Raw genomic sequence first — 13,391 nt, 5'->3', positions numbered from 1 at the left:
CGGCCGCCCTGCACGGTAGTTACGGCTTGCGCAGAGCAAGGCGCGTGATGCGGTCGCCCTTCGGGTCTTCCGCGCCACGCGACTTGTTCACGGCGAACACGTTGCCCTTGCCGTCCGCCCGGACATGGTTGGGGAAGGTGCCGCCATCGAGGTTGCCGACGATCTTGCCGTCACCGTTGACCACAGTCACCGTACCGGCGCCGCGGTTGGTCACGTAGGCCAGGCCGGAGACCGGCTCGAATGCCACGTTCAGCGCGCCCGCGCCCACCGCGACATCGTGCAGCACCTTGCCGCTGGCGACATCGACGATCAGCAGGTTGTCGGTACCCTGCGACGCCACGAACAGGCGATCGTGGCTGGCGTCGTAGGCAACACCGGACGCGCTGATCGAATTGCCCAGCGCGATGACCTTGTCCACCTTGCCGCTGGCGACGTCGATAACGGCCGCTTCCGGGGTGCCGATGCTCACGGTGAACAGCTTGCCGCTGGCCTCATCGAGGGTCAGGCTCATCGGTACGAACTTCTCGTCGTCCACGCCCGACGCCAGGGTGATCGGCTCCAGCGCCTTGAACGTTTTCGCGTCGAACACCGACAGATGGTCTTCGCCAGTGGCCGAGGCAATCACCTTGCCGCGCTTGGCATCCACGACCACGTCGCGGGCGTGCGGCACGGTGCCCACCGGGAACTGGTGGACCAGGCCCAGGTCCGACTGGCGGTACACGGCCACGGTGTCCTGGCGGGTGTTGGTGACCCACACATTGCCGTTGGCATCGTCCACGCCCACGCCGTATACGGCGAACACGCTGCCGCCCTTGGCGTCAGGCACCTGCGCCGGGGTGATCGCCTTGATCACCTTCAGGCTCTTCGGGTCCACCTTGAGCAGCTGCGACTGGGTCACCGGCGGACGGCCAACGGCCGAGGTGACGAACACGGCGTTGCTGGCCGCACTGTAGGCGCTCTGGTACAGGCCCTGCACCAGCTTCGCCGAGGCCTGGTTGAACGACTGCTGGCCGCTCAACGGCAGGTTCGGCGACACCCGCAGCGACAGCACGGCCGCCGCATCGGGCTGGCTGGCGCGCACCACCACCGGGTGCTGGCCCGGCACTGCGTCGGCCGGAATGGCGACGGTGGCCTTGAAGTTGCCCTGCTCATCGACCACGTACGGGGTGGCGTTGAGCACGGTGTCGCCACGCAGCAGGGTCACCTGCTGGCCCGGCACGAACTGCCGGCCGGTCACTTCGGCCTGGGTGCCCGGCACCACGTTTTCGCCGCGGCTGCTGACCTGGCCACGGAAGCCATTGGCCGGGGTATCGAACACCGGCTGCGCGAATGCGCTGCTGGTTGCCATCGACAGCGCAAGCGCCAGGGTGGCGAAGCGCGGCAGGGAATTGAGTTTGTTCATAGCAGAAGCCTTCTGTTGGGGGCGCGCATCCGGCGCGTTGTCACAGGGATTGCCTCGGCGTGGCCGCGATCCGTTGCGGCGGTGGCACGGGGCCACGGGTCTGCCTGGGTAGGGAAAAATCAGTCGTCGGCGTTCGGCGCGGGTGTAGCCGCGGGTACGTTGCTGCGGTCGGCGATGCCGTACAGCGCGCTGAGCGTGGCCTTCAGCGACGCAGGCAGCATCGGGCCGTGGCCCAGGCCGGGGAACTCGCGGTAATCCACCGTCAGGCCGCGCACGTCCGCCAGGCGCTCACTCAACTGGTAGGCGGCGTCCGGCGTGGCCCCGCCGATGCGGCGCAGGTGCGCCACCACACGGGGGTTGGTGAGATCGCGCACACCGCGGTTGCCGCTGCGCTCGTCGCCGCCCAGCATCAGGGTGAGCTGCGCCGGCGTGCCGGTGTAGTGTTTGACGAACTGCTGTTCCATGCCGGCCTGCGGCGCGCCCTGGCTCCACCACAGGGACGGACTGGCGCTGATGTAGTGCTGGAAGGCGGTCGGCTGGGTGTACAGCGTACTGAGCACGAACAGGCCGCCCAGCGAATGGCCCCACAGCGACTGCTGTCGCACATCGATGCGCGTGCGGCGCTGCACCTCCGGCTTGATGCGCTGTTCGATCACGTCATTGAACACCGCCGCACCGCCGCCGCTGGACTGCGCGACGCCATTCTCGTCGTCGGCCGTATCGACCCAGGCCGTGTAATCAAGCGTGCGCGATGGCGAGTCGATGCGCAGGTCATTGTCGTAGCCGATGAACACCAGCACCGGCGCCTTGCCGGCCGCTAGTTCGGTGAGCATGCCCTGGTCGAACACCATCGCCGCCGCATTGCCGTCGAGCATGTAGAGCACCGGTGCCGGCGTGGACGCGGGCCGTGTCGGCACGCCCAGATTGACCCGCCAGCGGCGCGCGTGGTCGGGACTGTCGATCACGAAACGCTCGAAACGATAGCTCTGCGCCGGTTCGTCCAACACGGTGTGGCCGACCGTCTGCAGCGGATTGCGCTGCTGGGCGGCGACGGGAGTCGAAACCAACACACCCGAGGCGAGCGCCAGTACAGCAATGCGACGCCATGCAGCAAACGGAGCAATCAGGGTTCTGGGCACGATAAAACACTCGTTCAAGGGCGCGGATCGACCCGCCCGCCGTAAAGCGCGAGCGGACGCTCATCACGCCAGTGTAACGTAAATGCGAATGGGTATCACTGTCATCGATGTGGTCTACATGCAGGCGTCATGCCCTATTCACCCTTCCATCACGCATCGACGCGCATTAGTCGCGCCACTACCCGGGGGGCTCGGGGCGCGTGTCAGACCTCGCATTGAAGCGAAGCGGCACAGCATCCCAGGCGCGGCTAGCAGCGACACAGACTCGCCAACGCAACTATGCATCGGTCGTTCTTGTCACCAGGAGCCCGTCATGGCACTCGCGCACCCGGGTTACGTCACACACACCCTCGCCCGACACCCTCGCCTGTTGCGCGGATGGTCCGCGCTCGCCTCGGGCATTGCCGTCAGCCTGCTGTTCGCGCACCACGCCGCCGCGCAGACGGTGGTCATACGACCCGGCCAAACCGTCACGCTGGTACCGGGAAGCGCGAATGAAGGGCGCGACTTCAGCGTGCTCGGCACCCTCAACGTTCGTGGCGCACGCGTCGGTGCAATCCAGACCGACAACGGCAGCGGCGCGGTCGTGACCCTCGATGGAGCCACTGCCAGTGGCCGGGTAGCGTCGTTTCATGCCACGGTGACGGTGCGGAATTCGGTCATCAACACCGTCGACGCCGGCCCCGGCGCCAGTGGCTATGCCACCATCACCCACGGCCTCGCGAACGGCCCTGCGGACGCCCCCAGAAGCGCCCTCACCCTCATCGACAGCCAGATCACCGGAGCAACCGGCGGACTGCAGTTCGCGGCCGGAGGAATCATCAACGTGCAGGGCAGCACGCTGACCGGCGGCGTCAATGGGGCCCGCGCCATTGCAGGCTCCGCCGAGTTCCGCGCGGGCTCCAGGGTCATCGGCGGCACCAACGGCCTGCTGATGACGGTCACGGCGAGCGGCCAGCCCATCAATTCCACGCCCGACGACTGGTACGTCCTCGTGGATGGCAGCACCGTGCAGGGACAGACGGGCAGCGCCATCCGGGTCAACCCGGTCCTCACGCCGGAACTGGCGCGCATCACAGTACAGAACGGCGCAACACTGCTGGGCGGCAACGGCAACCTGGTCGAGGTGGCCGCCAACGGACAGCTCGACTTCACCGCCCGCACCAGCACACTGTCGGGCGATTTCGTCATGGATGCCGCCGCCGGCAACGCCATCCTGCGCTTTCTGGACGGGCTGCAGCTGAAGGGCCGCGTGCGGGGGGCCGCAGACGTCATCGTCGACCAGGGCGGCCGCTGGACCCTTGGCGGGAACAGCAACACGGGCAACCTCACGCTGGGCGCGGGCAGTGACATCCTTCTCGGCGGAGCGGGCCAGTTCTCACACCTCACTGTCAGCGGCAACTACTTGGGCCAGGGGGGAACGCTGCATTTCAACACGGTGCTTGCCGACGATGCGGCCGACACGTCCACGCTGCGCGTCACCGGTGCAACCAGCGGCACCACACAGGTTGCTGTCACCAACATCAACGGTGCCGGCGCGCAGACCGTCAGAGGCATACGCCTGGTACGGGTCGAAGGCGCCTCCAATGGTCGCTTTGTCCTGCAGGGGCGTGCCATTGGGGGCATGTACGAGTACTTCCTGCACAAGGGCACCGATGCCGCCCCGGCAAATGGCAACTGGTACCTGCGCTCGACCTACACCGGCAATCCCTGCGACATCAACCCGGATGCGCCGGGCTGCGTACCGGTGATACCCGTTGATCCGGTGGATCCGGTTGATCCAGTTGATCCGGTGATCCCGGTGGATCCGGTGGACCCGATTGATCCGGTTGAACCGGTTGACCCTGACCCGGTCGATCCCGTTCCGGTGCTGCGGCCCGAACCGGGGGCTTATCTCGCCAATCAGGCGGCGGCCGTACAGATGTTCCAGCTGCGTCGCCACGACCGCGGCGCCCCGGGCCTGGATGGGGAAAGCAACGGCACCTGGATCCGGGCTACGCGCGACCAACTGCAGGCCACCATCGCCGGCCAGGTGGACACCACCACCCACACCGATGCAGTGCACGTGGGTACCGACCTGTGGCGCTGGGGCCAAGGGGGGCGAGGCCAGGTTGGGCTGATGCTGGCCACGGGGCAGGCGCGCACCGAGGCACGCTCACTGCTGTCCGGCTACCGTACCCGCGGCAAGGTTCGCGGCGACGCGGCCGGCCTGTATCTGGGCTGGGTACAGGACAGCGACAGCAGCCAGGGCGCGCATGTGGATGCGTGGGCGCAATACGCGCGCTTCGACAACGAGGTGCAGGGTGAAAGCCTGGCCAGGGAAACCTACGATGCGCGAAGCCGCAGCGCATCGCTGGAAGCTGGCTACGCGTGGCGCCTGCACGGTTCGGATCAGGGCGCGCTGTACCTGCAGCCGCAGGTGCAGCTGGTCTACACCGATATCACCAGCGATCGTGTGCAGGAAGCCAATGGCACTCTCGTCGAAGACGATACCGCCGGCGGCCTGCAGACCCGGGTGGGGCTGCGCCTGTTCGGCAACCGGAACGGGCCGGGTAACCGCGTCCAGCCATTCCTCGCGGTGAACTGGCTGCACAGCTCCCGGGCCGAAGTCCTGCGCTTCAATGCCGAGCGTCTGGATGCCGATCTTCCCGACAGCCGCTATGAAGCCCAGGCCGGCGCGCAGCTCCAGCTCGGCCAGCGCTGGCTGGCCTGGGGCGATCTGCGGGTTCAGCGGGGCAACAACGGCTATCGCGATGCCGCCGCGCAGATTGGCCTGCGGGCGGCGTGGTGACCGTGGCCGGCCGGAGCGCGCACGCGCTCCAGTCGGCGTCGGGCGCTATTCTTCGGCGTCCTGCCCACCCTGCTGACCGCCACGTTCGCGCTTCTGGTCGGCCTGCTCCTGTTGCTGCTGGCCTTTACCCGGCGCGTCGCGGTCCTGCTGGTTCTGCTGGCCCTGCTGCTCCTGCGGGCGCTTCTGCTCCTGCGGATTCTGCTGCTGGTTCTGCTGCGGATTCTGTTGGTTCGCCATGATGCTGCCTCCAGTGCCCGGCATCGGATGTGATGCCGGTGAATCCACCGTAGGGTGCGCTGCGTTACTGGCGCGTGGGTTGTGGCGTCGCGGCGTAGACGCCGCCGGCATGTGCGTAAACAGTTCAGAACGCAGTGCGCGCACCTTCACGTGGTGACGTGGAGGCGTCACGGTGCCGCAACACCTTCAGTGCAGCCGACGCGCTATTCCGCCGCGTCCGTCTTCCATGCCGCCACCTTGGCACGCACGTCGGCGAGCAGTGCATCCAGCGCCTTGCGGTCGTACACCTGGCCACGCAGCACCACGGCATTGATCGATCGCGTCGCGGCGATGTCGTCCAGCGGGTTGCGGTCCAGCAGTACCAGGTCGGCCGCCTTGCCTGCCACCACGCCACCATAGCGGTCCAGCGTGCCGAACCACGCCGGACCGGCACGGGTGGCCGCGGAGAGCGCCTGCGTCGGGGTCAACCCTTCCTTGACGAACAGCGCCAGTTCCTCGTGCAGCCCGATGCCCGGATAGTTGAACGAGTTGAGGAAGCCGGCATCGGTACCGGCCATGATGGTCACGCCCGCCTGCTGCAACATCGGCAGCACGGCGGCAACCTGGTGGTACTCGCGATGGCGCGCGTCGATCTGCGCCGGCGTTGCCTTGGCCGCACGTTCCACGCGCCAGGCGTAGGTGGCCTGCAGCTTCGGACCGATGTAGGCCAGGTACGGATCGTGCGCGTGATCGTCCTGATCGAGGAAATCGAGAATGCGCCCACCGTTGAGCGTCGGGGTGACATACACGCCCTTGGCGGCGAAACCGCGATACGCCGCCATCGCGGTGTCGCGATCGAATCCGGCGTCGAGCCGGCGGTTGGCTTCGGCACGGTCGATGCGCTTGGCGGCGAAGTCGGCCGCGATGGCCGCTTCGTCCTTGACCCCTGCCTTGTACGCATAGTCGAGGTGCTCGATCGAGCTGATCCCGGCATCCACCGCCTGCTGCACGGTCAGTGCCATCGGGATATGGCCCGATGCACGCAGTCCATTGGCACGCGCGCCGCGCACGGCCGCCAGGAACAGCTCGGGCGTCAGCGTGCTGTCGGTGATCTTCACGAAATCGACCTGGTCGCGCTTGAGCCGCACGAACGCGGCATCCAGGTCGGCCTGGCTGCCCACCTCGATCGTGCCCTTCCAGACCGGCTTGATGCCTTCGATCTTGGCACCGGAGGTGAACAGCTGCGGGCCGGCCAGTTCGCCACGGCGGATCTGCCCGCGCCACGCCAGCACCTGCTCCGGCAGATCGCCGGAGGCATCGCGCACGGTGGTGATGCCGTGCGCGATGTACAGCGGCAGGAGCGCCTTGTTCTCTTCGATCAGCGCCGGACCGCCACCAAAATGCACGTGCATGTCCCACAGGCCAGGAATCAGGTAGCGCCCCCTGCCCTCGATGCGGCGCGACGCCGACCAGGCCTTGGCGATGGCACGGTCCTCACCGACCGCCACGATGTCATCGCCGCGCACCACCACGCTCTGGCCGGGAATCGTGCGGCCGTGTTCGACGTCCACGATGGTGGCGTGCTGGATCATCAGGTCGGCATGTTCGGCCGCGATGGCGGGAGCGGACAGCGTGAGCAGGACAGGCAGGGCAAGGCGGAGAGTGACGTTCATGGCAACCGGAAAAGAAGACTCCCCGGCACCTTAAAGCGCCGGGGAGACCATTCACCAGTTAAATTTTGCACTACTGCATATTCAGCGACCCACTGGGCTCATGCCTCGCCCTGCATCGCCGGGCGCGCCTGCACCTGCGCCAGCCAGGCCTGCACATGCGGATGCGCGTCCACCGAAGCCCCCTCGTACGTGCCGTAGCCGACGACCTGGGCCACTACCAGATCCACCAGCGAGTAGGCCGGGCCGAGCATCCACGGCTGCGCCGCCAGGCGCGCATCGAGGATGTCGAGCAGGTGCCGCGCATCCTGCAGCGCTGCGGCCGCGTGGTCGGCACTGCGCAGCGGGCCATCCATCGTCGCCAGCCGCAGCCCGTGGAGGGTCGCCATGTAGGTCACGTAGGCCCATGCGCACCAGGACATCGCCTGCAGGCGCTCCGGCGTGTCCTCGGCCGGCCACAACCCCTTGGCCACACCGAAGCGCGCGCCCAGCCACAGGTGGATGGCCAGCCCCTCAAAGATCGGGGTGCCGTCCACCACCAGGCACGGCACCTTGCCGTTGGGATTGATCGCCAGGTACTCCGGCGTGCGCTGCTCGCCGTTGCGGATGTCGATGCGCACGCGGTCGTGCGGCACCTCCAGCTCGGCCAGCGCGCAGGCCACGGGGGTGGCGCTGGACATGGGGTGCCAATAGAAGACAAGGGACATGGAAAACTCCTGGGTCAGGGACGGGTGGAAGGTGCGCCACCGAAGGGCTTGCACCGCCAACACAGGCTAGCCACCATTGCGGACAGCTTCTGTCCTCGATAGGCGGCACCCTGCCCCCATGCTCACCACGTCCGCCCGCCTGCTGCGCCTGCTCGCGCTGCTGCAATCCCGCCCGCACTGGACCGGCGCAGGCCTCGCCGAGGTCATGACGGTGCACCCGCGCACCCTGCGCCGCGACATCGACCGCCTGCGCGCGCTCGGCTATCCGATCCAGGCCAGCAGCGGCGTCGCCGGGGGCTATGCGTTCCGTGCCGGCCGCGCACTCCCGCCGGTACTGCTGGATGACGAGGAGGCACTGGCCGCCGCCCTGGCCCTGCGCACGGCCGTGACCGGCACCATCAGCGGCATCGAACAGACCGCGATCACCGCACTGGTCAAGCTCGAACAGGTGATGCCGCCACGACTGCGCCGCCGCCTGGATGCGCTGCGCGCCACCATCCTGCCGCTGGACCAGCGCGGCCCCGTGGTCGACGCGGCACTGCTGGCCACCCTGGCGGGCGCATGCCGCGACCAGCTGCACGTGCACTTCGACTACGCCGACCAGAAAGGCCAGCCCAGCCATCGCTGCGTTGAACCGCATGGCGTGGTCAATGCCGAACGCCGCTGGTACCTGGTCGCCTGGGACACCGCCCGCACCGACTGGCGCACGTTCCGCATCGACCGCATCACCACGGCGCCGGCCGTCGGTGCACACTTCCGCCCCCGCCCCGGCCCGGACGATGGCGATCTGCGCGCCTTCGTCGACCGCGCGCTGTCGCTGGGCGGCCGCGGCGATGGCGCCGAGGTGATCCTGCACGCGCCGATGGAGGCGATGCGGCAATGCATCCCGGTATCGGCCGGCGCGCTGGAAGCGGTAGATGCGCAGCGCTGCCTGCTGCGCTGTACCGCGCACCCGATGGGCGCCGTGGTGTACTGGCTGCTCGCCCTGGAAGTGGAGTTCGAGGTGGTCGGCCCGCCCGCGCTGCGCGAGCGCCTGCGCGACGCAGGGGCACGGGTGTCCCGCAGCCTGGCGCGGGACGCGGCCGCTGCAGGCCCTTTGCCGTGACCGCATTTGCCGGCGGGCAGCCCTCATACTGGCACGCATCGCCATGCCGATAATGGATGCCACCATGCCCGCCAGTGCAAAACCAAATCGGACGCTGTTCGACCTGGACCTGTTGCGTGCGATCGTCACGGTCGCCGACTGCGGCAGCTTCACCACCGCTGCGGCGCGCCTTCACTCCACCCAGTCGACGGTGAGCCAGCAGATCCGCCGGCTGGAAGACATGGCCGGGCATACGCTGCTGATCCGAGCCAATCGCGACGTTCACCCCACCGATGCCGGCCAGACCCTGCTCGCCCATGCGCGGCAGATGCTCGCACTCAACGAGCAACTGGTCGAAGCGCTGGCCGGCGCAACAGTCGCCGTCACCGTGCGCCTCGGCATGCCGGAAGACTTCGTCAACGCGCGCGTCACCCAGCTGCTGGGGGCCTTCAACCGCAAACACCCGCAGGTGAAGCTGGAAGTGACCAGCGGCCTGAGCCGCGACCTGGCCAACGGCTACGACCACGGCGAACTGGACCTGGTCCTGATCAAGCAACGCCGCCACGCCCGCGCCGCCGTCGCCTGCTGGCCCGAGACGATGCGCTGGGTGGACAGCGCCCGCAGCCCCTGCTTCGCGCAGGACCCGGTACCGCTGGTGACCTTCCCGCCGCGCGGCCTCTATCGCGACGAGCTGATCGACGCCGTCGAGGCGCTGGGCCGGCGCTGGCGCATCGCCTTCACCAGTTCCAGCCTGGGCGGCATCCAGGGCGCGGTCGCCGATGGCATGGGCATCAGCCTGCTGCCGGCGCGGGCGATGACCCGCGAACACATCGCGCTCTCCGCACGGCATGGGTTGCCGCCAGTGGACAGCATCGAGATCGCCATGCTGCACCGTCCCGCCGCCGAGCCGATGGTGCTGGCGCTGGCCGCCCGCCTGTCGCGCCTGCTCGAACGCCCTTCACGCTGATTCAATGACGCGTCTGCACATTTTCGATGGGTGCAGATGCCAAACACTGTCTGCACAAGGCGCAGGCACCGGGACAGTGACGGACTTCCCTTTCAGTACATAGGAATCGTCCTAAAGTCGCCATCGGGCATCTCGGAGAACGGGTGGAAAAGGGAGAATGTGTCACCTCCCTGATCGCGCGACCCCCTTGTCCAACGACATCCTGATCGCATGAACGGACACCCCACCGACACCTCACTGAAGATCGCCCTACTGGACGATCACGAGGTCGTCCGCCACGGCACCCGCATCCACCTCTCCAACGACTGGCGGTTCAACGTCGTCGGCAGCCACGGTCACAGCAGCGCACTGCTGGCCACGCTGGCCAGTCAGCCCGTGGATATCGCCATCGTCGACTATGCGCTGTCGGCCAACGATATCGAGGGGCTGGCACTGGTCCGGCAGATCCGGCAACGCCATCCACGGCTGGGCGTGCTGATGTTCTCCGCACACGTCAACCGGGTCATCATCAGCAGCGCGATGCATGCCGGCGCCAACGGCGTGGTGACCAAGAACGACCGCCTGGACGAACTTGCGCGGGCCATCGTGCAGGTCGCCCAGGGCGAAACCTACATCCCACCCGAATACGGCGCCGAGCCGGACGAGAGCCACCTGTCCAATGCCGAGCGCGAAGTCCTGCAGCTGTGCATGACCGGGATGACGGTGTCGGAGATCGCACGCAAGCGCCACCGCAGCATCAAAACCATCAGCACCCAGAAGCAGGCGGCGTTCCGCAAGCTTGGCCTGCGCAGCGACGGCGACCTGTTCACCCTGCGGCACCAGCTGGGCTACCTGTGAAACCGACGCGCGCCTGGTGGATCCTGCTGGCGCTGTCAGCAGGGTGCTCACCCGAGGCGCGCGATCCAGCGTCCGCGGACGGCCCGCGCGACGTGGCGGTGGCGGTCGATCCGGCGCAACGCAACATCCTGTCCGTACCCGATGCCCCTGCCCGGCATGCCAACCTTGCCGATGGCTACGCCCACCTGGTGGCCGCCCACACCGGCCTGCGCTTCATTGAACAGCCGCACGCGGATTTCGACAGCGCGGTACAGGCCATCTGCACCGGCTCGGCCGATGTGATGCTGCTGGTGGGACCGCTCGATGCCGCACCCTGCAGCGACCTGCTGCTCTCCCGCTCCTACTACCGTGGCCGTGCGGTACTGGCCGTTCGCCGTGGCACCACGGTACCGGCGACGCTGGAAGAGATGACCACGCAGCGGATCAGCCTGGTCGGCGGCGGCCGGCACGAGGCCTGGCTGCGCCGGCACTACCCCAACGTCCAGCTCGTCCCCCTGCCCGATCTGCGCGCGGCGCTGGCGGCAGTGGAAGCCGGCGCCGTGGATGCGAGCATGGGGCTGGATGCGATGATGCACCCGATCGTGCGCCGCGATTATGCCGGCAGCATGAAGCTCCAGCTGCTGCCCGACACGGTGCCGGCGAGCCTGCACCTGCTGATGCACGAGCGCAACCGCGACATCAAGACGCGCATCGAGCTGGCGATGGCCGCCATCACCCTTGAGCAGCACACCCAGCTGCTGCATCACTGGTCACAGGCCACGCATATGATTCCGCCGACCTCGTCGGTGGTGCTGCACCACTTCCGCTGGACGCTGATCGCCATCGTCTTCGCCGTCCTGATCCTGGCCGTGGCGACAGCCTGGCTGCATGTGGCCCAGCGCACCGCATTGCGATCACAACGCGACCAGGCCCGCTTCATCGGCGTGATGAGTCACGAGGTGCGCAACGCGAGCCAGGCCCTGGTCAGCACCATCGACCTGCTTGGGCAGTCGCGGCTGGACCCGACGCAGCGGCAGCTGGTGGATGCCGCCAACGCCGCCGGTGCCGGCCTGCGCAGCCTGCTGGGGCACGCACTGGACTACTCGCGGATGAGCAGCGGGCGCTTCCAGCCGCGACTGGCCAGCCACGATGCGCAGGCGCTGGTCGCGCAATGCGTTGTGTCGATGCGCCCGCTGGCCGAGCAGAAGGGCGTGGCCCTGGTGCTGAACGTAACGCCCGACCCGCTGCCTGCCTTGGTGATCGACGCCGACAGCCTTCGCCAGCTGCTGAGCAACCTGCTCGGCAATGCGCTCAAGTTCACCCAGCAGGGCAGGATCGTGGTGGCCTTGACGCTGCAGCAACCCACGACCTGCGCGCAGCTGCGATTGAGCGTCAGCGACACCGGCATCGGTATCGCGCCGGAGCGGTTGCCGCGGGTGTTCGAGGCGTTCACCCAGGCACACGACGCGCACGCACTGGGCGGCTCCGGCCTGGGTCTGTCGATCTGCCGCGACCTGGCCCGCGCACTGGGCGGCGAGATTCTTGCGCACAGCGAGCTGGGCTCGGGCAGCCGCTTCGACGTGCTGCTGCCGGTGGCGCTGGCCGACGACATCCCCACCACGGCACCGGTGCGGGACACGCCATTGCCGCTGGCGATGCGCACACTGTTGCTGGTGGAAGATCACGCGATCAACCGCGCGGTGGTCACCGAGCAGCTGACCGCGCTCGGTGCCCGCGTCACCGCGGTCGGCGAAGGCAGCGCGGCGCTGGCCGCGTTCGCGATCACACCGTTCGCCGGCGTACTGCTGGATTGCGGGCTGGCCGACATTGACGGCTATCACGTGGCTACCACAATGCGTGACATCGAGCGCCGCCTGGCACGCGTGCCCTGCCGGATCGTGGCGTTCTCGGCAGCCCGCTCTTCCCGCCACACGGCGCGCTGCCAGGACGCGGGCATGGACGCGGCGCTGTGCAAGCCACTGCATGCGTCCGATCTGCTGGCAGCCCTGCAGCTGCCCGACAGTACGCCGGCCCTGCCAGCCTGCGTGCCCATGCAGGCGCCACTGCTGGCGCGCTACGCGGCCTCGATGCAGGACGATGCTGCATCACTGGACCAGGCGATCGCCGCCCGCGCGCCGCTGCTGATGCGCTACCGCGCCCATCGCCTGGCTGGCGTGCTGCGCATCCTTGGACACCCCGACCTGGCCGATGTCGCCAACGACCTGCATGAGCTGGATGCGGATGACCCGGCGCTGTGGGCCGAGTCGACGCGGCTGAGCGGCTACCTGCAGCCGCGCATCGCGGCGCTGGCCGACAGTGCGATCACTTCAGCTGAAGCGGGTACCGCTGCCACAGCACATGCACCAGAAAGCCCGTGAGTTCCGGGTCCTTGCTGCTGATCGCCGCGCGGATCTTGTCGAGCAGCACCATGTCGCTGCAGCTGCGCACATCGGCGTGATCGGCCTGGCCGGCGCGGCGCGCACGGTAGCGGGCCGCACGCTGGGCATCGGTCATGGCGTAGCCGAACGTGGGCGGACGGCCGCGCTTGCGCGGCAGCATCAGCTCCAGGGTGCCGGGGTCTTGTTCATCGCGCATGACG

The 13,391-nt window shown here is 68.1% G+C and carries 11 protein-coding genes; 5 read left to right on the top strand and 6 right to left on the bottom strand.

What is annotated here, in order from left to right; all coding sequences use genetic code 11:
- Nucleotides 1–19: 19 nt before the first annotated feature.
- Entirely contained in the window at nucleotides 20–1,348 is a 1,329-nt protein-coding gene (locus tag ACLB90_RS19445) for a YncE family protein (RefSeq protein WP_411852803.1), read from the bottom strand.
- A 173-nt stretch (nucleotides 1,349–1,521) separates the two neighbouring features.
- Entirely contained in the window at nucleotides 1,522–2,541 is a 1,020-nt protein-coding gene (locus ACLB90_RS19440) for an alpha/beta hydrolase (protein ID WP_411850986.1), read from the bottom strand.
- A 313-nt stretch (nucleotides 2,542–2,854) separates the two neighbouring features.
- Between ACLB90_RS19440 and ACLB90_RS19435 the strand changes: the two genes are divergently transcribed.
- The gene (locus ACLB90_RS19435) at nucleotides 2,855–5,332 is read left to right on the top strand and encodes an autotransporter outer membrane beta-barrel domain-containing protein (protein ID WP_411850985.1); all 2,478 of its coding nucleotides are present in this window, start codon (nucleotides 2,855–2,857) and stop codon (nucleotides 5,330–5,332) included.
- A gap of 45 nt (nucleotides 5,333–5,377) precedes the next feature.
- Here the strand turns inward: ACLB90_RS19435 and ACLB90_RS19430 are convergent, their stop codons facing one another.
- The 3 genes from ACLB90_RS19430 to ACLB90_RS19420 all read right to left on the bottom strand — a co-directional run bounded on the left by ACLB90_RS19430 (nucleotide 5,378) and on the right by ACLB90_RS19420 (nucleotide 7,925).
- Complete coding sequence (locus tag ACLB90_RS19430) at nucleotides 5,378–5,569, bottom strand: hypothetical protein (RefSeq protein WP_411850984.1); 192 nt, start codon at nucleotides 5,567–5,569, stop codon at nucleotides 5,378–5,380.
- Nucleotides 5,570–5,772: 203 nt separating this feature from the next.
- Nucleotides 5,773–7,221 (bottom strand): amidohydrolase family protein, encoded by a 1,449-nt coding sequence (locus ACLB90_RS19425; protein ID WP_411850983.1) that lies wholly within the window; start codon nucleotides 7,219–7,221, stop codon nucleotides 5,773–5,775.
- Between the two features lie 98 nt (nucleotides 7,222–7,319).
- Nucleotides 7,320–7,925 (bottom strand): glutathione S-transferase family protein, encoded by a 606-nt coding sequence (locus tag ACLB90_RS19420; protein WP_411850982.1) that lies wholly within the window; start codon nucleotides 7,923–7,925, stop codon nucleotides 7,320–7,322.
- A gap of 118 nt (nucleotides 7,926–8,043) precedes the next feature.
- Here ACLB90_RS19420 and ACLB90_RS19415 point away from each other — a divergent pair, with 118 nt between their 5' ends.
- The 4 genes from ACLB90_RS19415 to ACLB90_RS19400 all read left to right on the top strand — a co-directional run bounded on the left by ACLB90_RS19415 (nucleotide 8,044) and on the right by ACLB90_RS19400 (nucleotide 13,170).
- Nucleotides 8,044–9,030, top strand: coding sequence for a helix-turn-helix transcriptional regulator (locus ACLB90_RS19415; RefSeq protein ID WP_411850981.1), 987 nt, complete (start codon nucleotides 8,044–8,046; stop codon nucleotides 9,028–9,030).
- Nucleotides 9,031–9,094: 64 nt separating this feature from the next.
- Complete coding sequence (locus ACLB90_RS19410) at nucleotides 9,095–9,976, top strand: LysR family transcriptional regulator (RefSeq protein ID WP_411850980.1); 882 nt, start codon at nucleotides 9,095–9,097, stop codon at nucleotides 9,974–9,976.
- A gap of 210 nt (nucleotides 9,977–10,186) precedes the next feature.
- On the top strand, nucleotides 10,187–10,813 hold the full coding sequence (locus ACLB90_RS19405) for a response regulator (RefSeq protein WP_411850979.1): 627 nt from the start codon (nucleotides 10,187–10,189) through the stop codon (nucleotides 10,811–10,813).
- The gene (locus ACLB90_RS19400) at nucleotides 10,810–13,170 is read left to right on the top strand and encodes an ATP-binding protein (protein ID WP_411850978.1); all 2,361 of its coding nucleotides are present in this window, start codon (nucleotides 10,810–10,812) and stop codon (nucleotides 13,168–13,170) included. Before ACLB90_RS19405 ends, ACLB90_RS19400 begins: the two co-directional genes overlap by 4 nt.
- Here ACLB90_RS19400 and ACLB90_RS19395 read toward each other — a convergent pair.
- Complete coding sequence (locus tag ACLB90_RS19395) at nucleotides 13,115–13,387, bottom strand: hypothetical protein (RefSeq protein ID WP_038688374.1); 273 nt, start codon at nucleotides 13,385–13,387, stop codon at nucleotides 13,115–13,117. The genes ACLB90_RS19400 and ACLB90_RS19395 overlap by 56 nt on opposite strands.
- Between the last annotated feature and the right edge of the window lie 4 nt (nucleotides 13,388–13,391).

It is taken from the genome of Stenotrophomonas sp. LGBM10, from assembly GCF_046736075.1.
Lineage (GTDB): Bacteria > Pseudomonadota > Gammaproteobacteria > Xanthomonadales > Xanthomonadaceae > Stenotrophomonas.
Note: the sequence above shows the minus strand (reverse complement) of the source record. Positions and strands in the feature narration are given on the sequence as shown.